The organism is Lactobacillus fornicalis, from assembly GCF_055362665.1.
In genome coordinates this window covers 12,231-30,460 of the sequence record NZ_JBLTIM010000017.1, presented here as the reverse complement: position 1 = coordinate 30,460, position 18,230 = coordinate 12,231, and the positions used below count along the sequence as shown (strand labels likewise).

26 protein-coding genes are annotated in these 18,230 nt (G+C 39.1%); 25 read left to right on the top strand and 1 reads right to left on the bottom strand.

All coding sequences use genetic code 11. The features are described from left to right. The first annotated feature begins 4 nt into the window (after window positions 1-4). Complete coding sequence (gene rpoC, locus ACNDLV_RS04700; RefSeq protein ID WP_006585863.1) at window positions 5-3,673, top strand: DNA-directed RNA polymerase subunit beta'; 3,669 nt, start codon at window positions 5-7, stop codon at window positions 3,671-3,673. Window positions 3,674-3,933: 260 nt separating this feature from the next. Here rpoC and ACNDLV_RS04695 read toward each other — a convergent pair whose 3' ends face one another. Then, complete coding sequence (locus tag ACNDLV_RS04695; protein ID WP_225305988.1) at window positions 3,934-4,425, bottom strand: prepilin peptidase; 492 nt, start codon at window positions 4,423-4,425, stop codon at window positions 3,934-3,936. A gap of 182 nt (window positions 4,426-4,607) precedes the next feature. On the opposite strand from ACNDLV_RS04695, the gene rpsL reads away from it, so the two are divergent. The 24 genes from rpsL (at window position 4,608) to rpmD (ending at window position 18,218) form a co-directional block, all read left to right on the top strand. After that, complete coding sequence (rpsL, locus tag ACNDLV_RS04690) at window positions 4,608-5,015, top strand: 30S ribosomal protein S12 (RefSeq protein ID WP_006585209.1); 408 nt, start codon at window positions 4,608-4,610, stop codon at window positions 5,013-5,015. A gap of 14 nt (window positions 5,016-5,029) precedes the next feature. Then, window positions 5,030-5,500 carry a 30S ribosomal protein S7 gene (rpsG, locus tag ACNDLV_RS04685; protein ID WP_006585861.1) on the top strand — a complete coding sequence of 157 codons (471 nt, stop codon included), beginning with the start codon at window positions 5,030-5,032 and terminating at the stop codon, window positions 5,498-5,500. 36 nt (window positions 5,501-5,536) lie between these two features. After that, window positions 5,537-7,627: an elongation factor G gene (gene fusA, locus ACNDLV_RS04680; RefSeq protein ID WP_006585860.1), complete on the top strand. Its 2,091-nt coding sequence runs from the start codon at window positions 5,537-5,539 to the stop codon at window positions 7,625-7,627. 149 nt (window positions 7,628-7,776) lie between these two features. Further along, complete coding sequence (locus ACNDLV_RS04675) at window positions 7,777-9,306, top strand: YfcC family protein (RefSeq protein ID WP_006587650.1); 1,530 nt, start codon at window positions 7,777-7,779, stop codon at window positions 9,304-9,306. Window positions 9,307-9,612: 306 nt separating this feature from the next. Beyond that, on the top strand, window positions 9,613-9,921 hold the full coding sequence (rpsJ, locus tag ACNDLV_RS04670; RefSeq protein ID WP_006585205.1) for a 30S ribosomal protein S10: 309 nt from the start codon (window positions 9,613-9,615) through the stop codon (window positions 9,919-9,921). A 27-nt stretch (window positions 9,922-9,948) separates the two neighbouring features. Further along, window positions 9,949-10,578, top strand: a complete 630-nt coding sequence (gene rplC, locus ACNDLV_RS04665; protein ID WP_006585204.1) for a 50S ribosomal protein L3 — start codon at window positions 9,949-9,951, stop codon at window positions 10,576-10,578. A gap of 14 nt (window positions 10,579-10,592) precedes the next feature. Further along, window positions 10,593-11,210: a 50S ribosomal protein L4 gene (rplD, locus tag ACNDLV_RS04660; protein WP_006587651.1), complete on the top strand. Its 618-nt coding sequence runs from the start codon at window positions 10,593-10,595 to the stop codon at window positions 11,208-11,210. Further along, the gene (rplW, locus tag ACNDLV_RS04655; RefSeq protein WP_006585854.1) at window positions 11,210-11,506 is read left to right on the top strand and encodes a 50S ribosomal protein L23; all 297 of its coding nucleotides are present in this window, start codon (window positions 11,210-11,212) and stop codon (window positions 11,504-11,506) included. Before rplD ends, rplW begins: the two co-directional genes overlap by 1 nt. 15 nt (window positions 11,507-11,521) lie before the next feature. Continuing rightward, on the top strand, window positions 11,522-12,358 hold the full coding sequence (gene rplB / locus ACNDLV_RS04650; RefSeq protein WP_006585201.1) for a 50S ribosomal protein L2: 837 nt from the start codon (window positions 11,522-11,524) through the stop codon (window positions 12,356-12,358). 21 nt (window positions 12,359-12,379) lie between these two features. Next, window positions 12,380-12,655: a 30S ribosomal protein S19 gene (gene rpsS / locus ACNDLV_RS04645; RefSeq protein WP_006585200.1), complete on the top strand. Its 276-nt coding sequence runs from the start codon at window positions 12,380-12,382 to the stop codon at window positions 12,653-12,655. A gap of 23 nt (window positions 12,656-12,678) precedes the next feature. Further along, the gene (rplV, locus tag ACNDLV_RS04640; protein WP_006585853.1) at window positions 12,679-13,032 is read left to right on the top strand and encodes a 50S ribosomal protein L22; all 354 of its coding nucleotides are present in this window, start codon (window positions 12,679-12,681) and stop codon (window positions 13,030-13,032) included. Window positions 13,033-13,045: 13 nt separating this feature from the next. Further along, a complete protein-coding gene (gene rpsC, locus ACNDLV_RS04635; protein WP_006585198.1) occupies window positions 13,046-13,720 on the top strand; it encodes a 30S ribosomal protein S3 in 675 nt (224 codons plus the stop codon). Continuing rightward, complete coding sequence (gene rplP / locus ACNDLV_RS04630) at window positions 13,720-14,160, top strand: 50S ribosomal protein L16 (RefSeq protein ID WP_006585197.1); 441 nt, start codon at window positions 13,720-13,722, stop codon at window positions 14,158-14,160. The genes rpsC and rplP overlap by 1 nt, the downstream gene beginning before the upstream one ends. Beyond that, entirely contained in the window at window positions 14,150-14,347 is a 198-nt protein-coding gene (rpmC, locus tag ACNDLV_RS04625) for a 50S ribosomal protein L29 (protein WP_006585196.1), read from the top strand. The genes rplP and rpmC overlap by 11 nt, the downstream gene beginning before the upstream one ends. Before the next feature lie 22 nt (window positions 14,348-14,369). Next, window positions 14,370-14,636, top strand: coding sequence for a 30S ribosomal protein S17 (rpsQ, locus tag ACNDLV_RS04620; protein ID WP_006585195.1), 267 nt, complete (start codon window positions 14,370-14,372; stop codon window positions 14,634-14,636). Between the two features lie 32 nt (window positions 14,637-14,668). Next, window positions 14,669-15,037: a 50S ribosomal protein L14 gene (gene rplN, locus ACNDLV_RS04615; protein WP_006585194.1), complete on the top strand. Its 369-nt coding sequence runs from the start codon at window positions 14,669-14,671 to the stop codon at window positions 15,035-15,037. A gap of 21 nt (window positions 15,038-15,058) precedes the next feature. Continuing rightward, window positions 15,059-15,373, top strand: a complete 315-nt coding sequence (gene rplX, locus ACNDLV_RS04610) for a 50S ribosomal protein L24 (protein ID WP_006585852.1) — start codon at window positions 15,059-15,061, stop codon at window positions 15,371-15,373. Window positions 15,374-15,387: 14 nt separating this feature from the next. Then, window positions 15,388-15,930 carry a 50S ribosomal protein L5 gene (gene rplE, locus ACNDLV_RS04605; protein WP_006585192.1) on the top strand — a complete coding sequence of 181 codons (543 nt, stop codon included), beginning with the start codon at window positions 15,388-15,390 and terminating at the stop codon, window positions 15,928-15,930. Between the two features lie 14 nt (window positions 15,931-15,944). After that, window positions 15,945-16,130: a type Z 30S ribosomal protein S14 gene (locus ACNDLV_RS04600; protein WP_006585191.1), complete on the top strand. Its 186-nt coding sequence runs from the start codon at window positions 15,945-15,947 to the stop codon at window positions 16,128-16,130. A gap of 23 nt (window positions 16,131-16,153) precedes the next feature. Further along, window positions 16,154-16,552 carry a 30S ribosomal protein S8 gene (gene rpsH / locus ACNDLV_RS04595; RefSeq protein WP_006585190.1) on the top strand — a complete coding sequence of 133 codons (399 nt, stop codon included), beginning with the start codon at window positions 16,154-16,156 and terminating at the stop codon, window positions 16,550-16,552. 24 nt (window positions 16,553-16,576) lie between these two features. Next, a complete protein-coding gene (rplF, locus tag ACNDLV_RS04590) occupies window positions 16,577-17,107 on the top strand; it encodes a 50S ribosomal protein L6 (protein ID WP_006585851.1) in 531 nt (176 codons plus the stop codon). Between the two features lie 22 nt (window positions 17,108-17,129). Next, on the top strand, window positions 17,130-17,489 hold the full coding sequence (gene rplR, locus ACNDLV_RS04585; protein ID WP_006585189.1) for a 50S ribosomal protein L18: 360 nt from the start codon (window positions 17,130-17,132) through the stop codon (window positions 17,487-17,489). Between the two features lie 17 nt (window positions 17,490-17,506). Next, the gene (gene rpsE / locus ACNDLV_RS04580; RefSeq protein WP_006585188.1) at window positions 17,507-18,022 is read left to right on the top strand and encodes a 30S ribosomal protein S5; all 516 of its coding nucleotides are present in this window, start codon (window positions 17,507-17,509) and stop codon (window positions 18,020-18,022) included. A gap of 10 nt (window positions 18,023-18,032) precedes the next feature. Continuing rightward, entirely contained in the window at window positions 18,033-18,218 is a 186-nt protein-coding gene (gene rpmD / locus ACNDLV_RS04575; RefSeq protein ID WP_006585187.1) for a 50S ribosomal protein L30, read from the top strand. The last annotated feature ends 12 nt before the right edge of the window (window positions 18,219-18,230 follow it).

Genomic DNA, 18,230 nt, shown 5'->3' with positions numbered 1-18,230 from the left:
AACTTTGATTGACGTAAACAAATTTGAAAGTATGCAAATCGGGCTTGCTTCACCTAATAAGATTAGATCATGGTCTTATGGGGAAGTTAAAAAGCCTGAAACCATCAATTACCGTACTTTGAAGCCAGAAAAAGATGGGTTATTTGATGAAAGAATTTTCGGTCCATCAAAGGACTGGGCTTGTGCCTGTGGTAAATACAAGGGTATTCGTTACCGTGGTATCGTTTGTGATCGTTGTGGTGTTGAAGTAACTTCTTCAAAAGTTAGAAGAGAACGCATGGGTCACATTGAACTTGCTGCCCCTGTAACCCATATTTGGTATTTCAAGGGTATCCCATCAAGAATGGGTTTGGTTTTAGATGTATCACCTCGTGCACTTGAAGAAGTTATTTACTTTGCTGCATATATCGTTATTGATGCTGGAGATACTGATTTAGAACCTAAGTCACTCTTAACTGAAGCTGAATATCGTGAAAAGAAGGCTAAGTTTGGTAACCGTTTTGTTGCTAAAATGGGTGCTGAAGCGATTAAGGAATTACTTCAAAATGTTGATCTTGACAAAGAAGTTAAGAGCTTAAAGGCGGAATTACAAACTGCTACTGGTCAAAAGAGAACTAGAGCAATTCGTCGTTTGGATATTTTGAATGCTTTTAAAGATTCTGGTAATAAGCCTGAATGGATGGTAATGGACACTGTTCCTGTTATTCCACCAGATTTACGACCAATGGTTCAACTTGAAGGTGGTCGTTTTGCAACTTCTGACCTTAACGATTTGTACCGTCGTGTTATTAATAGAAATAATCGTTTGAAGCGTTTGCTTGATTTACATGCACCTAATATCATTGTGCAAAATGAAAAGAGAATGCTTCAAGAAGCTGTCGATGCTTTAATTGATAACGGCCGTCGTGGTCGTCCAGTAGTTGGACCAGGTAACCGTCCACTTAAGTCACTTTCACACATGCTTAAAGGTAAGCAAGGGCGTTTCCGTCAAAACTTGCTTGGTAAGCGTGTTGACTACTCAGGTCGTTCAGTTATCGATGTTTCACCAAAACTTAAGTTCTACCAATGTGGTGTTCCACGTCCAATGGCATTAGAATTATTCAAGCCATTTGTAATGCATGAACTCGTTAAGCGCGGTGTTGCAACTAACATTAGAAATGCTAAGCGCAAGATTGACCGTGAAGATGATGATATCTGGGACATTCTTGAATATGTAATTAAGGAACGTCCAGTTCTTTTAAACCGTGCTCCTACTTTGCACCGTTTAGGTATTCAAGCTTTCGAACCAGTTTTGGTACCAGGTAAGTCAATTAGACTTCACCCACTTGCATGTGAAGCCTACAATGCCGACTTTGATGGGGACCAGATGGCCATCCACGTGCCACTTTCAGATGAAGCAGTTGCAGAATCAAGACTTTTGATGCTTGCTGCTCACCACATTTTGGCACCTAAGGATGGTAAGCCAATTGTAACCCCTGGACAGGATATCGTTTTGGGGAACTACTGGTTAACTCAAGCAGAACGTGGCCGTGAAGGTGAAGGAATGATCTTTAATTCACCAGCTGAAGCAACTATGGCTTATGCAAATGGTGATATTCACTTCCATACTAGAATTGGTTTAGCTGCTGATTCAATGCCTGAAAAGACTTGGCCAAAGGGTTATGAACATGGAGTTTTTGTAACTACTTACGGTAAGATGATTTTTAACCAAATCTTCCCTAAGGACTTCTTCTATGTAAATGATCCAACTCAAGATAACTTAACTCATCCGTTAGATGTTAAGTACTTCTTGCAACCAGGTGAAGATATCCATGAAAAATTAGATAATATGGACTTAGGTACTCCATTTAAGAAGGGATTCTTGTCTGATGCTATTGCAGCTGTTTACAAGGAATACAAGGTTCAAAGAACTTCTGACTTCTTAGATGACATGAAAGAATTAGGTTACACTGCATGTACCACTTCTGGTTTAACTATTGGTATGGCCGATATTCCTATGGTAAGCGATAAAGATGATATCGTTGCCAAGGCTCACAAGAAGGTTGATGTTGTTTCTAAGCAATTTAGACGTGGTTTGATTACTGAACAAGAACGTCACGACCGTGTAATCAGCATTTGGAATGCATGTAAGGATGAAGTTCAAAACGAAGTGGCTGGTATTTTCGACCCACGTAACCCTATTTCAGTCATGGCCGACTCTGGTGCCCGTGGTAACATTTCTAACTTTACTCAGCTTGCTGGTATGCGTGGTTTGATGGCCGCTCCTAATGGTGGGATGATGGAAATTCCTGTTACTTCCAACTTCCGTGAAGGTTTGACTGTTTTGGAAATGTTCATGTCAACTCACGGTGCTCGTAAAGGAATGACAGATACTGCCTTGAAGACTGCGAACTCAGGATACCTTACTCGTCGTTTGGTTGATGTTGCACAAGACGTAATTATTCGTGAAGAAGATTGTGGTACTGATCGTGGTATTACAGTTCATGCAATTAAAGAAGGCGACGAAATGATCGAACCATTATTCGATCGTTTAGTTGGACGTTATACTGCTAGAAGTGTCTTTGATCCGGAAACTCATGAAGTTATTGCACCTAAGGGCGTAATGATGGATGAAGAATTAGCTCAAGAAATTGTTGATCGTGGAGTCAAAGAAGTAACAATTCGTTCCGTATTTACTTGCAACACTCAACATGGTGTTTGTCAAAAGTGTTACGGTATGAACTTAGCTACTGGTGAAGAGGTAGAAGTTGGTGAAGCAGTAGGTACTGTTGCTGCACAATCAATCGGTGAACCTGGTACTCAGCTTACTATGCGTAACTTCCACAACGGTGGGGTTGCCGGTGCTGAAGATATTACTCAAGGTCTTCCTCGTGTTCAAGAATTGTTTGAAGCACGTAACCCTAAAGGTCGTGCAACTATCTCTGAAGTAACTGGTGTTGTAGCTTCAATTGAAGAAAATCCAGCTGAACATACTCGTGAAATCACTGTTGAGGGTAAGACTGATACAAGAACATACTCTGTACCATATACTGCAAGTGTTGCAGTTGCTGAAGGTGATGAAGTTGTTCGTGGTGATAAGTTAACACTTGGTTCTATTGACCCTAAGGAATTGATTAGAGTTAGAGATGCTTTGACTACTGAAAAGTATATCTTGAGTGAAATTCAAAAGGCCTACAGAATGCAAGGGGTAGAAATCGCCGATAAGCACGTTGAAGTTATGGCCCGCCAAATGCTTCAAAAAGTACGTGTACTTGATCCAGGTGAAACTGATATCTTGCCAGGTGAATTAATGGATATTGGTGAATTTAAGGACAGAAACAAGGAAGTTATTATTTCAGGTGGTATTCCAGCAACTGCACAAAGTGTAATCTTGGGTATTACTAAGGCAGCGCTTGAAACTAACAGTTTCTTATCAGCTGCTTCATTCCAAGAAACTACGCGTGTTCTTACTGATGCTTCAATTAGAAGTAAAAACGATCCACTTCTTGGTCTTAAAGAAAACGTTATTATTGGTAAGATTATTCCTGCAGGTACAGGTATGCCAGTTTACCGTTCTATGGAACCTCAAGCTGATGTACCTAAGCCACAAGCAGTATATTCAATTGCTGATATTGAACGTCAATTAGCTGAAGAAAATAAAATTGACTTAAAGAGTTTGAATAAAAACAAATAATTTAAGTTGACTTATTAAGAAAAGAACCATTAAGCAAATGCTTAATGGTTCTTTTTATGTAGTCATGAATTACATTAGTAATTTTAAAATACTTAAACTAAAAAATAAAAATGGTAAAAATGGCAGTGATAAATGTGTTTGGTTTTGTGCTTTTAATTTAGGATAGAGAGTTAAAACTGCCAGCGAGGCGAAAAGAAAAACAAGGTTGGCTAAATATTCTGAATAATAGAATGAAATTATCAAATAAAAGAATAAGTCTCCTAATCCAAATTTTTTAGTAATACTAGAATTCCTAATGCAATAATCATGACAGAGGTTGCCAAAACTGATGTTATCAAAGTTGAGATTTGCTCAAAAAGTAGATCCTTAATAATCACTATCAGAAATGAAATTAGAAAGATTGAGAAGGGAATTTCTTGATAGTAATAATCAAAAATTGCCATCGTTAATAAAAGTAAACAAAGGAAAAATTCAATTAAACCACTTTTTGAATACCAATCTGTTTTTAGAAAGGTAATCCCACCCACGATTTCAATAAAAAGCAAAAAATGTGGGATTGGCTTTTTACAATGTCTGCAAGTCCCTTTTTGAAAAATAAAAGAAAAAATAGGGAATAATTCAGACCAAGTTAAAGGATTTTTACAAGATAGGCAATAACTACGACGCCATCTTAGCCCATCTTTTTGAACGATTACTGAAATGAATGAAGCCAAACAGGCTCCAAAATAAAAATTAATTATGTTTAATACCATTTTTTCACCTCGCAATAATTAAATACATAAAAATAACAAGATATTTTTTGGAAAGTGTAATTTTTTTAACTTGCTTTATTTTGAAAAGGGAGTACAATATCAATTGTGTATTTTTTAAATCATTTCCGTGAGGTCAAAAAGAAACTCCCGGATGTGTGAACAAAATTTAGGAGGAAAAATTAATGCCAACCATTAACCAATTGGTTAGAAAAGGCCGTCATTCAAAGACGACTAAATCTAAATCACCAGCTTTAAACTACGGATACAACAGCATGAAGAAGGAACAAGTATTTAATCCTGCTCCTCAAATGCGTGGTGTTGCAACTCGTGTGGGTACTATGACACCTAAGAAGCCTAACTCAGCTTTACGTAAATATGCTCGTGTACGTTTATCAAACTTAACTGAAGTTACTGCTTACATTCCAGGTGAAGGCCACAACTTGCAAGAACACTCAGTTGTTTTAATTCGTGGTGGACGTGTAAAGGACCTTCCTGGGGTTCGTTACCACATTGTTCGTGGTGCCCTTGATACTGCTGGTGTTGACGGCAGAAAGCAAGGTCGTTCTAAGTACGGTGCAAAGAAAGGTTAAGGAGGAGTTAAATAATGCCTAGAAAAGGACATGTAGCTAAGAGAACTGTTTTAGCAGACCCAATTTACAACTCAAAACTCGTTACCAAGTTAATCAACCACTTGATGATTGATGGTAAGAAAGCAAAGGCTTCTTCAATCCTTTACGATGCTTTCTCAATTATTCAGGACAAGACTGGTAAGGAACCACTTGAAGTTTTTGAAGAAGCAATGAACAACGTTATGCCTGTTCTTGAAGTTAGAGCTCGTCGTATCGGTGGTTCAAACTACCAAATTCCTGTAGAAGTTCGTCCAGAAAGAAGAACCACTTTAGGTTTAAGATGGTTAGTATCTTACGCTCGTTTACGTAACGAACACACTATGGATGAACGTTTAGCAAACGAAATCATCGACGCTTCAAATAACACTGGTTCAGCTGTTAAGAAGCGTGAAGACGTTCACCGTATGGCAGAAGCTAACCGTGCATTTGCACACTACCGCTTCTAATTTGTTGTCGTTAGTATTTAAGGAGAAAAATATATCATGGCTAAACGCGAATTTCCTTTAGAAAAGACACGTAACATTGGTATCATGGCCCACATCGATGCGGGTAAGACTACCACTACTGAACGTATCCTTTACTACACTGGTAAGATCCACAAGATTGGTGAAACCCACGAAGGTGACAGTCAAATGGACTGGATGGAAGAAGAAAAGGAACGTGGTATTACTATTACTTCTGCAGCTACTACTGCACAATGGAAAGACTACCGCGTTAACATCATCGATACCCCAGGACACGTTGACTTTACTATCGAAGTAGAACGTTCACTTCGTGTTTTAGATGGTGCCGTAACTGTTCTTGACGCACAATCTGGTGTTGAACCTCAAACTGAAAATGTTTGGCGTCAAGCTGAAACATACGGTGTTCCTCGTATTGTTTTTGTTAACAAGATGGATAAGATTGGTGCAAACTTTGACTTTTCAGTTAAGACTTTGCACGAACGTTTGAATGCAAACGCACATGCAGTTCAAATGCCTATTGGTGCTGAAGACCAATTTGAAGGTGTTATCGACTTAATTAACATGGTAGCTGATGTTTACGACGAAGATAAGCTTGGTGCTAAGTGGGATACTGTTCCTGTTCCTGATGAATACAAGGAAGAAGCAGAAAAGCGTCGTGGTGAATTAATTGAAGCTGTTGCTGATGTTGACGATGACATCATGGACAAGTACCTTGGTGGTGAAGAAATCACTAACGAAGAATTAAAGGCAGCTATCCGTAAGGCTACTTTGGATCTTAAATTCTTCCCTGTATTTGCAGGTTCTGCATTTAAGAACAAGGGTGTTCAAATGATGCTTGACGGTGTTGTTGACTACTTACCTTCACCACTTGATGTTAAGCCTTATGTTGCTCACGATCCTAAGGATGGTAGTGAAGTAGAACTTCTTGCTGATGACAGCAAGCCATTTGCTGCTTTAGCATTTAAGATTGCTACTGACCCATTTGTTGGTCGTTTGACTTTCATTCGTGTTTACACTGGTTCACTTCAATCAGGTTCATACGTATTGAATGCTTCTAAGAATTCACGTGAACGTGTTGGTCGTTTGCTTCAAATGCACGCTAACTCACGTACTGAAATTAGTGAAGTATTCTCAGGTGACATCGCTGGTGCTATCGGTTTGAAGAACACTACTACTGGTGACTCATTAACTGATCCAGATCACCCACTTATTCTTGAAAGTCTTGAAGTTCCAGATCCAGTTATCCAAGTTTCTATTGAACCTAAGTCAAAAGCTGACCGTGATAAGCTTGATGTAGCTCTTCAAAAGCTTACTGAAGAAGACCCTACTTTCAAGGCAGAAACTAATGCAGAAACTGGTCAAACTTTGATTGCAGGTATGGGTGAACTTCACTTGGACATCATGGTTGAACGTATGAAGCGTGAATTCCACGTTGAAGCAACTATCGGTGAACCACAAGTTGCATACCGTGAAACATTTACTAAGCCAACTAAGGCTCAAGGTAAGTTTGTTCGTCAATCAGGTGGTAAGGGTCAATACGGTGACGTATGGATCGAATTTACACCAACTAAGGAAGGCGAAGGCTACGAATTTGAAGATGCTATCGTCGGTGGTGTAGTTCCTCGTGAATTTATTCCTTCAGTTGATGCTGGTTTGCAAGAAGCTATGAAGAATGGTGTTCTTGCAGGTTACCCATTGATCGACGTTAAGGCTAAGCTTTACGATGGTAGTTACCACGAAGTCGACTCTAGTGAAGCTGCCTTCAAGGTTGCTGCATCTCTTGCTTTGAAGAATGCTGCTCCTAAGGCTGGTGCTGTAATTCTTGAACCTATCATGAAAGTTCAAGTAATTACTCCAGAAGAATACTTAGGTGACGTTATGGGTTCAATTACCGCTCGTCGTGGTAACATGGACGGTATGGAAGATCGTTCAGGTGCTAAGGTATTGAATGCTATGGTTCCACTTTCAGAAATGTTTGGTTACGCAACTACTTTGCGTTCATCAACTCAAGGTCGTGGTACTTTCACTATGGTATTTGACCACTACTCACCAACACCTAAGTCAATTCAAGAAGAAATTATTAAGAAACGTGGCGGAAACGCAGAATAATTTTTGATTGATATACATAAAACCACTACTTTTGGTAGTGGTTTTTTTGTATCTAATTATTTTTATTTAGGAAGCGCTTACAGTTAATGAAGATTAGTATTATAATTAATAATAAGAGATACGATGAGTTGATTGAAAGTGTAAACTAAATGGTTAAAACTGAACAAAAAAAGCATAGATTTCCGACGGCTTATACCGTAATTATTATTGTATTATTACTAATCGAACTTCTGACATATTTTATCCCAGCGGGTAATTACGCCACTTTGTCATATAATTCAGAAAATAATAATTTTGTGATTACTAAACCAAATGGAGATACCCAAAAGATTGCTGCATCGCAAAATAATTTGGATAAGTATAAGATTAATATACCAATTCAAAAGTTTAAAGATGGTACTATTTTTAAGCCGGTTGCGATTCCTAATTCTTATGAGCGAATTTCTGCTCAAAAGCCTAATCTATGGCAAGCAATTGTTAATTTCTTTACAGTTCAAGTGCAAGGAATTGTTCAAAGTATTGATATCATTGCTTTTGTTTTAATTTTAGGAGGCTGTATTGGAATTGTTAATGCTAATGGCGCGATTAATTCTGGTATTGCAGCTTTATCAAAGAAAATTAAAGGAAAACAAGTTCTTTTAATAGTAGTAATTATGGCTTTTGTTTCAATTGGCGGAACGACGTATGGATTAGCGGAAGAAACAATGGCTATGTATCCTATTTTGATACCTGTATTTTTAATGGCAGGATACGATACGATGACAGTTATCGGTACTGTCTTTTTAGCTGATAGTATAGGAACGATGGTTTCTACAATTAATCCTTTTTCGACAATTATAGCTTCAAATGCAGCAGGGGTTAACTTTTCACACGCGCTTCCAATGAGAATAATAATGTGGGCTTTTTGCACTTTTATCGGAATGCTTTATGTAATTCATTATGCAGAAAGAGTTCGTAAACATCCTGAAACTTCATATGTGTACGACCAATATGAGAGTGACCGTAAAAAGTTTTTATCAAGTGATAATTTACAAAATCCCAAGTTCACTTGGCAGCAAAAACTAACGCTTTCGATTTTTGCTATTGCTTTTATAGTAATGATTTGGGGCGTTCAATCACAAGGATGGTATTTTACTGAAATTTCTGTAATTTTTCTTGCAGCTGGTTATTTAATGGCAATTTTTTCAGGCCTAGACGAGCATAAAGTGATCGATGCTTTTGTTAATGGTGCAAGTGAATTGTTGGGTGTTGCCCTAACAATTGGTTTAGCACGTGGGGTTTCGATTATTATGGATAATAGTCATACGAGTGACACAATTATGAATTTCTTTAGTAAACAAATTTCAGGACTGCCACCACTTGTTTTTATTTGGTTGTTATTTATAGTTTATATTGTTTTAGGTTTCTTTATTCAGTCATCATCAGGATTAGCGGTGTTATCAATGCCTATTATGGCACCACTTGCCAATGTGGTAGGGATTGATCGAGCTAGTGTGATAGATGCTTACAATTTAGGTCAAGGCTATATATCTTTAATTGCCCCAACAGGGTTGATTCTAATGGGATTAATGATGGTAGGAATTGACTTTAGTAAATGGTTTAAATGGTGTTGGAAATTGTTGGTCATTGAATTTATACTTTGTCTAATGTTTTTAGCATTGGGATTATTAGTTTATTAATCATGATATGGACTTCATAATTGAAGTTCATATTTTTTTATTCAAGATTGTAACTTTTACAGGTTTATCCTATAAATATAGGAAGAAAAAAATAATAAAAAAATCAGTCAAAACCCTTGATAAATAACGAAATAGTCGGTATACTATTCTTTGTGCATTTTAGAGGTTAACTGTGCTCTTGTGCACATTTTTGTTGTAGCTTTGACGCAAAAGGTTGCGGCACACCAGGCTGCATTGCCACAGTGGTGTGTCGGTAATTTTTGTAGAGCTAGTCATCTTTTAAAGAAGACGCAAGGAGGTAATTTGATGGCAAGTCAACAAATCCGTATTAGACTTAAGTCTTACGAACACGGTATTCTCGATGAATCTGCTGCTAAGATCGTCGCAACAGCAAAGAGAACTGGTGCAGAAATTTCAGGTCCAGTTCCTCTTCCAACTGAAAGAACTTTATTCACTGTTCTTCGTTCACCACACAAGAACAAGGACTCACGTGAACAGTTCGAAATGCGTACACACAAGCGTTTAATTGATATTTTGAATCCAACACCAAAGACTGTTGATTCATTAATGAAATTAGACTTACCTAGCGGTGTAGACATCGAAATTAAACTTTAATTTTTATAGATTTATGGAGGTGTAATCATGACCAAAGGAATCTTAGGAAGAAAAGTCGGTATGACTCAAATCTTCACTGACAAAGGTGTCCTTGTTCCCGTAACTGTTATCGAAGCAACACCTAACGTTGTTATGCAAGTTAAGACTGTTGAATCAGATGGTTACGAAGCAGTTCAATTAGGTTACCAAGACAAGCGTGAAGTATTGAGCAACAAACCGGAAAAAGGTCATGCTGATAAGGCAAAGACTTCACCTAAGCGCTTCATTCGAGAAATTCGCGGTGTTGAGCTTAAGGATTATGAAGTCGGCTCAGAAGTTACTGTGGATACATTTAAGGAAGGTGACGTAGTAGACGTTACTGGTACTACAAGAGGTCACGGTTACCAAGGTAACATTAAGCGTCACGGTCAATCTAGAGGACCTGAAACACACGGTTCAAGATACCACAGAATCCCTGGTTCAATGGGTTCAATCATTAACCGTGTACCAAAGGGTAAGAAATTACCAGGTCACATGGGTGTGAAGACTGTTACTATTCAAAACTTAGTAATTGAAAAGGTTGTAGCTGACAAGAACGTTCTTTTAGTTAAAGGTAACGTTCCTGGTGCTAAAGACTCATTAATCGTTGTAAAATCTGCTACTAAAGCTGACAAGTAGGAAGGAGGACTAGAATGGCTAATTTAAAACTTATCGATCAAACTGGTAAAGATGCTGGTGAAGTTACTTTAAATGACAACGTTTTTGGTATTGAACCAAACGAAAACGTAGTTTTCGATGCTGTTATTAGACAAAGAGCTGGTATGCGTCAAGGTACTCATGCTACTAAGAACAGATCAGCTGTTCGCGGTGGTGGTAAGAAGCCTTGGAGACAAAAGGGTACTGGTCGTGCTCGTCAAGGTTCTATTAGAGCTCCTCAATGGCGCGGTGGTGGTACTGTATTTGGCCCTACACCACGTTCATACGCATACAGCTTGCCACGTAAGGTTCGTCGCTTAGCTATTAAGTCAGTTCTTTCACAAAAGTTGCAAGACAATAACTTAATCATATTAGATCAATTAAGTTTAGATGCACCAAAGACGAAAGAATTCAAGGCTGTTTTAGGTAACTTGAATGTTGACAGCAAAGTTTTAGTTGTTTCTGATAACGAAAACGTTCAACTTTCAGCAAGAAACTTGGAAAACGTTAAGGTTGTTCCAGTTAATGGCTTAAATGTTGTTGATGCAGTTAACTATGACAAGCTTATCTTGACTCAAGACGCTGTTAAGAGAATTGAGGAGGTATTGGCATAATGAATGCACATGACATCATTTTAAGACCTGTCATTACTGAAAAGTCTACTAACTTAATGGACAACAAGAAGTACACTTTTGATGTGCTTTTAACTGCTACCAAGACTCAAGTTCGTAACGCAGTTGAAGAAATTTTTGATGTTAAGGTTAAGAGCGTTAACATTATGAACGTTCGCGGTAAGGACAAGAGAGTTGGTCGTTACACTGGTAAGACAGCTCGTCGTAGAAAAGCAATCGTTACTTTAACTAACGATTCAAATGATATTAAGATCTTCGCAGAAGAAGACAACAAATAATAGGAGGTTAGTCAATTGGCGATTAGAAAGTACAAGCCAACCACTAATGGTCGACGCAATATGACCTCTTCAGACTTTGCAGAAATTACCAAGAAAAAGCCTGAACGGACTTTACTTGAATCACAATCACATACTGCTGGTCGTAACTCATATGGTCATATTACTGTAAGACACCGTGGTGGTGGTCACAAGCAAAAATACCGTATCATCGATTTCAAGCGTAATAAAGATGATGTAAAAGCAGTTGTTAAGGCAATCGAATACGATCCAAACAGAACTGCAAACATTGCTTTACTTCACTACACTGATGGTATCAAGGCTTACATCTTGGCACCTAAGGGTCTTAAAGTTGGCGACATCGTTGAATCTGGTGTAGAAGCTGATATCAAGCCAGGTAACGCACTTCCACTTGCCAACATTCCTACTGGTACTTCAATTCACAACATCGAATTAAAGCCTGGTAAGGGTGGTCAATTAGTAAGAAGTGCTGGTACTGAAGGTCAAGTTCTTGGTACAGATGGTCGTTACACTTTGGTGAGATTACAAAGTGGTGAAGTTCGTCGTATCCTTTCAACTTGCCGTGCAACTATCGGTGTAGTTGGTAATGAACAACACTCATTAATTCAATTAGGTAAGGCCGGCCGTAAGCGTTGGTTGGGCAAGCGTCCTCAATCACGTGGTTCTGTAATGAACCCTAACGATCACCCACATGGTGGTGGTGAAGGTAAGGCACCTGTTGGTCGTCCACAACCTATGACCCCTTGGGGTAAGAAGTCACGTGGTATTAAGACTAGAAATACCAAGAAGGCTAGTGAAAAGATGATTATTCGTCACCGTAAGGGCAACAAATAATTAGAAGGAGGGTACTGATTAATGAGCCGTAGTATTAAAAAAGGTCCATTTGCTGATGAACACTTATTAAAGAAGGTCGCAGCACAAGAAAACGCCGAAAAGAAGCAAGTTATTAAGACTTGGTCTCGTCGTTCAACTATTTTCCCTTCTTTTGTTGGTTTGACAATAGCTGTTTACGATGGTAGAAAGCATGTTCCTGTGTACGTTACCGAAGACATGGTAGGTCACAAGTTGGGTGAATTTGTTCCAACTAGAACTTTCCGTGGTCATAAGGCTGACGACAAGGCTACTAAATAGTTAAGAGGAAGGAGAAAATCTAAATGGCAGAACAAATCACTTCAGCAAGAGCTGAAGCAAGAACCGTTCGTATCGCTCCTAGAAAAGCACGTTTGGTTATTGATTTAATCCGTGGTAAGAGCGTTGCAGAAGCATTGGCAATTTTGCAATTTACGCCAAGAGCTGCTTCCCCAATCGTTGAAAAAGTTTTACGTTCAGCAATTGCTAACGCAGAACACAATTACGATCTTGAAAGTGCAAACCTCTACGTTTCTGAAGCCTATGTCAATGAAGGTGCAACCCTTAAGAGATTCCGCCCTCGTGCTAAAGGTATGGCTTCTCCAATCAACAAGAGAACCAGTCACGTAGTTGTTGTAGTTTCTGAAATGAACGATTAAGGGAGGTATATCGATGGGTCAAAAGATTAACCCACTTGGTTTCCGTCTCGGTGTTAACCGTGATTGGGAAGCAAAATGGTTTGCTGACAAAGACTACAAAGAAACTTTAAATGAAGACTTACGCATCAGAGATTTCGTTGCTAAGAAATTAAAGGATGCCTCAGTTTCAACTGTAGAAATTGAACGTGCAGCAAACAGAATCAACATTTCTATCCACACTGCTAAGCCAGGTATGGTAATTGGTAAAGGTGGTTCAGAAGTTGAAGCATTAAGAAAGCAATTAAATGCATTAACTGAAAAGCAAGTTCATATCAATATTGTAGAAATTAAGAAGCCTGATCTTGATGCTGAACTTGTTGGTGACAGTGTTGCTCGTCAATTGGAAGCTCGTATTGCTTTCAGACGTGCTACTCGTCAAGCTACTCAAAGAGCTATGCGTGCAGGTGCTAAGGGTATCAAGGTTCAAACTGCAGGTCGTTTGAATGGTGCAGACATGGCAAGAAGAGAATGGCATACTGAAGGTAGTGTACCTCTTCATACTTTGAGAGCAGATATTGATTACGCATGGGTACAAGCTTTAACTACTTATGGTCAAATTGGTGTTAAGGTTTGGATTAACCGTGGTGAAATCTTACCTGGTCGTAAGAATAGACCAGCTTCTAAGCGTTCGAAGGGAGGCAACAAGTAATGCCATTAGTACCAAAGCGTGTAAAACACCGTCGTGAATTCCGTGGTAAAATGCGTGGTGCTGCCAAGGGTGGAAAGACCATTGCATTTGGCGAATACGGTTTGATGGCTCTTGAATCTCACTGGATCACTAACAGACAAATCGAAGCAGCTCGTGTTGCGATGACTCGTTACATGAAGCGTGGCGGTAAGGTTTGGATCAGAATCTTCCCACACAAGTCATACACTGCTAAAGGTGTAGGTGTACGTATGGGTTCTGGTAAAGGTGCACCAGCAGGTTGGGTAGCTGTAGTAAAAAGAGAAAAAATTATGTTTGAAATTGGTGGCGTTTCAGAAGAAGTAGCTCGTGAAGCTTTAAGACTTGCTTCTACTAAGTTGCCAATCAAGTGTAAGTTTGTTGCAAAAAGTACGGAAGTAGGTGGCGAATCTAATGAAGGCTAAAGATATCAGATCATTAACCACTGATCAAATGTTAGAAAAGGAAAAGCAATACAAAGAAGAACTTTTTAACTTGCGTTTCCAACAAGCAACGGGTCAATTAGAGAACACTGCCCGCTTGAGACAAGTCCGTAAAAATATCGCCAGAATTAAAACTGTTCTGAGCGAAGAAGCGTTAAAGCAAAACTAATTAATGGAAGGGAGTCATTAACTTGAGCGAAACAATCGAAAGAAATCGTCGTCACGTTTACCAAGGCCGTGTGGTTTCAGATAAGATGGACAAGACTATTACTGTTGTTGTTGATACTTACAAGAACCACCCAGTTTACAAGAAGCGTATTAAATACTCAAAGAAGTACTACGCTCACGACGTAAATAATGATGCTAAAGTTGGCGATACTGTACGTATCATGGAAACCCGTCCATTGTCACGTCAAAAGCGCTACCGTTTAGTTAAAATTGTTAAGAGACGCGTTTAGTTTGCGGATTTAAGTGAGGGGAGGATTACATAGTGATTCAAAACGAAAGCCGCTTAAAAGTTGCTGACAACTCCGGTGCCAGAGAACTATTAGTTATCCGTGTTATGGGTGGCTCAAAGCGTAAGACCGGTAATATTGGTGATATCGTTGTTTGTGCTGTTAAGCAAGCAACACCAGGTGGCGTTGTCAAAAAGGGCGACGTTGTTAAGGCTGTTATCGTAAGAACAAAATCAGGTGCACGTCGCGAAGATGGTTCATACATCAAGTTTGACGAAAATGCTGCTGTCGTAATTAATGCCGACAAGAGCCCTCGTGGAACTCGTATTTTTGGGCCTGTAGCCCGTGAACTACGTGAGCACGACTTCATGAAGATCGTCTCTCTTGCTCCTGAAGTATTATAAAATTTTTAGGGAGGTGCACTGATGTTTGTTAAAACAGGTGACAAGGTAAAGGTTATCGCCGGTAAAGAAAAGGGCAAAGAAGGTACTGTAATCAGAGTAGACCGTAAGAATGACCGTGTTGTTGTTAAGGGTCTTAACATGATTAAGAAGCACGAAAAGCCATCACAAACTAACCAAAACGGTGGTGTTGTTGAAAAAGAAGGTTCAATTCACGTTTCAAACGTTATGCTTATTGATCCTGAATCAGGCAAGCCAACAAGAATTGGTCACGAAATCGTTGATGGTAATAAAGTTCGTATCGCTAAAGTTAGCGGTAAGGCAATCGATAAGAAATAGAGAGGAGGATCCTAATGGCAAATCATTTAGCTGTACAATACAAAGAAGAAGTTGCATCAGCATTAGCTGAAAAGTTTGGTTACAAGTCAACTATGCAAATCCCTAAGATTGAAAAAATCGTATTGAACATGGGTGTTGGTGACGCTGTATCAAATGCTAAGAATTTAGATGAAGCTGTTGAAGAATTAACTTTAATTTCAGGTCAAAAGCCTTTAATTACTAAAGCAAAGAAGTCAATCGCCAACTTCCGTTTGCGTGAAGGTATGTCTATTGGTGCTAAGGTAACTCTTAGAGGTGATAGAATGTATGACTTCTTAGATAAGTTGATCAATGTTTCTCTTCCACGTGTTCGTGACTTCCGTGGTGTTTCAACTCGTTCATTTGATGGACGTGGTAACTACACTTTGGGTATTAAAGAACAATTGATCTTCCCAGAAATCGACTTTGATAAAGTTAACCGTACTCGTGGTTTGGATGTAGTTATTGTTACTACTGCACAAACTGACGAAGAAGCACGTGAACTTTTGCAACAATTTGGATTCCCATTTGCAAAATAAATTGGAGGACATCAATGGCTAAAACATCATTAAAAGTTAGAAATCATCGTCCTGCTAAGTTCTCAAGCCGTGCATACACACGCTGTGAAAGATGTGGACGTCCACATTCTGTATACCGTAAATTCGGTTTATGCCGTATTTGCTTAAAGGACTTAGCTCACAAGGGTCAAATTCCTGGTCTTAAAAAGGCTAGTTGGTAATAAAGAGTAAGGAGGAAAGCATAATGGTCATGACTGATCCGATTGCTGATTACTTAACTAGAATCAGAAATGCTAACATGGCAAAGCACGATTCAGTTGAAATTCCAGCATCTACGATTAAAAAGTCACTTTCAGAAATCTTGAAGCAAGAAGGTTTCATCCGTGATTACGAAGTAACTGATGACAACAAACAAGGTATGATCAAGATTTTCTTGAAGTACGGTCCAAATGGTGAACGCGTTATCTCTGGTTTGAAGAGAATCTCTAAGCCAGGTTTGAGAAACTACGTTGGTGCCGAAAACTTACCTAAGGTATTAAACGGTCTTGGTATCGCCATTGTCTCAACTTCTGCTGGTGTTATTACCGATAAAGAAGCTAGAGAAAAGAATGTTGGTGGCGAAGTTCTTGCCTACGTTTGGTAATTTTGACAGAAAGGAGAACAACTAATGAGCCGTATTGGTTTTAAAGTTATTAACGTTCCTGACAGTGTCACTGTTACCAAGGAAGGTAATGTCATCACTGTTAAAGGACCAAAAGGTGAATTAAGTAGAGAATTCAGTCCCAAAATCACCTTTGAACAAAAAGACGGAGAAATTACTGTTTCTCGTTCAAGTGAAAATGATAAAGCTCTTCACGGTACATCAAGAGCCAACCTCGCATCTATGATTGAAGGTGTTGTTGATGGTTACAAGAAGAACTTAAAGCTTATCGGTGTTGGTTACCGTGCACAAGCTCAAGGAAACAAGCTCGTATTGAATGTTGGTTACTCACACCCAGTTGAATTTGAAACTCCTGAAGGTATTACTGTTAAGACTCCTTCAGCAGTTGATATTGAAATTGAAGGTATTTCTAAGCAAGTTGTTGGTCAATTTGCAGCTGAAGTACGTGCAGTTCGTCCACCAGAACCTTACAAGGGCAAGGGTATTCGTTACGTTGATGAATACGTTCGTCGTAAGGAAGGTAAGACAGGTAAGTAATAGAAATTTTTGAGGTGAAATTGTGATTTCTAAACCAGATAAAAATAAATTGCGCTTAAAGCGTCACAAGCGTATTCGTGGCAAGATTTCTGGTACTGCTGAGCGCCCACGCTTGAGTATTTTCCGTTCTAACAAAAACATCTACGCTCAAATTATTGATGACGTAGCGGGTGTAACGCTAGCAAGTGCCTCAACTTTAGATAAGTCAGTTTCTGCAGAAGGAACTAAGCTTGAACAAGCTCAAGCAGTTGGTAAAGCAATTGCTGAAGCAGCAAAGAAAAACAACATTACTACTGTTGTTTTCGACAGAAGTGGTTACTTATACCACGGCCGTATTCAAGCATTAGCAGATGCAGCTCGTGAAAACGGATTAGAATTCTAGGAAAGGAGATTTAACTGATGGCAAACCGCAACGATTCTCGTAAAGATCGCAGACCTAAAGACGAAATTGAAGATCAATTAGTTGCTGTAAACAGAATCACCAAGGTTGTTAAGGGTGGTCGTAGAATGAGATTTGCAGCACTTGTTGTTGTCGGCGACAAGAAGGGCCATGTTGGCTTTGGTACTGGTAAAGCTCAAGAAGTTCCAGAAGCAATCCGCAAAGCTGTTGAAGCAGGTAAGAAGAATATGATTTCTGTACCAACTGTAGGTACAACTATTCCTCACGAAGTTATCGGTCACTTTGGTTCAGGTAACATTTTACTTAAGCCTGCTGAAGCTGGTTCCGGTGTTGCAGCTGGTGGTGCCGTACGTATTGTTATGGATATGGCTGGTATTGCTGATATTACTTCTAAGTCACTTGGCTCTAACACTCCAATCAACGTTGTAAGAGCAACTATCGATGGCTTGAAGAAGCTTAAGACTCGTGAAGATGTATTAAAGCTTCGTGAATCAGCAAAAAGCTTACAAGATTAGGAGAGACTAGATGACTGATTTAAAGATTACTTTAATTAGAAGTGCTGCCCACCGTCTACCTAACCAACGTAAAGTTGTTAAGGCTCTTGGTCTTGGTAGAATTAATAGCTCAGTTGTCCTTCCAGACAACGCAGCTACTCGTGGCGCATTAATGAAAATCGCCCACTTAATTTCTGTTGAAGAAGTTAACAAGTAAGATTTAAGGAGG

Bases quoted from the DNA above. Each gene is read 5' to 3' on its own strand.
- rpmD (WP_006585187.1), top strand. From the start codon at position 18,033: ATGACTGATTTAAAGATTACTTTAATTAGAAGTGCTGCCCACCGTCTA.
- rpsL (WP_006585209.1), top strand. From the start codon at position 4,608: ATGCCAACCATTAACCAATTGGTTAGAAAAGGCCGTCATTCAAAGACG.
- ACNDLV_RS04695 (WP_225305988.1), bottom strand. From the start codon at position 4,425: ATGGTATTAAACATAATTAATTTTTATTTTGGAGCCTGTTTGGCTTCA.
- ACNDLV_RS04675 (WP_006587650.1), top strand. From the start codon at position 7,777: ATGGTTAAAACTGAACAAAAAAAGCATAGATTTCCGACGGCTTATACC.
- rpsE (WP_006585188.1), top strand. From the start codon at position 17,507: ATGGCAAACCGCAACGATTCTCGTAAAGATCGCAGACCTAAAGACGAA.
- ACNDLV_RS04600 (WP_006585191.1), top strand. From the start codon at position 15,945: ATGGCTAAAACATCATTAAAAGTTAGAAATCATCGTCCTGCTAAGTTC.
- rplD (WP_006587651.1), top strand. From the start codon at position 10,593: ATGGCTAATTTAAAACTTATCGATCAAACTGGTAAAGATGCTGGTGAA.
- rpmC (WP_006585196.1), top strand. From the start codon at position 14,150: ATGAAGGCTAAAGATATCAGATCATTAACCACTGATCAAATGTTAGAA.
- rplF (WP_006585851.1), top strand. From the start codon at position 16,577: ATGAGCCGTATTGGTTTTAAAGTTATTAACGTTCCTGACAGTGTCACT.
- fusA (WP_006585860.1), top strand. From the start codon at position 5,537: ATGGCTAAACGCGAATTTCCTTTAGAAAAGACACGTAACATTGGTATC.
- rpsS (WP_006585200.1), top strand. From the start codon at position 12,380: ATGAGCCGTAGTATTAAAAAAGGTCCATTTGCTGATGAACACTTATTA.
- rplX (WP_006585852.1), top strand. From the start codon at position 15,059: ATGTTTGTTAAAACAGGTGACAAGGTAAAGGTTATCGCCGGTAAAGAA.
- rpsG (WP_006585861.1), top strand. From the start codon at position 5,030: ATGCCTAGAAAAGGACATGTAGCTAAGAGAACTGTTTTAGCAGACCCA.
- rpsJ (WP_006585205.1), top strand. From the start codon at position 9,613: ATGGCAAGTCAACAAATCCGTATTAGACTTAAGTCTTACGAACACGGT.
- rplE (WP_006585192.1), top strand. From the start codon at position 15,388: ATGGCAAATCATTTAGCTGTACAATACAAAGAAGAAGTTGCATCAGCA.
- rplV (WP_006585853.1), top strand. From the start codon at position 12,679: ATGGCAGAACAAATCACTTCAGCAAGAGCTGAAGCAAGAACCGTTCGT.
- rplP (WP_006585197.1), top strand. From the start codon at position 13,720: ATGCCATTAGTACCAAAGCGTGTAAAACACCGTCGTGAATTCCGTGGT.
- rpsH (WP_006585190.1), top strand. From the start codon at position 16,154: ATGGTCATGACTGATCCGATTGCTGATTACTTAACTAGAATCAGAAAT.
- rpsC (WP_006585198.1), top strand. From the start codon at position 13,046: ATGGGTCAAAAGATTAACCCACTTGGTTTCCGTCTCGGTGTTAACCGT.
- rplW (WP_006585854.1), top strand. From the start codon at position 11,210: ATGAATGCACATGACATCATTTTAAGACCTGTCATTACTGAAAAGTCT.
- rplC (WP_006585204.1), top strand. From the start codon at position 9,949: ATGACCAAAGGAATCTTAGGAAGAAAAGTCGGTATGACTCAAATCTTC.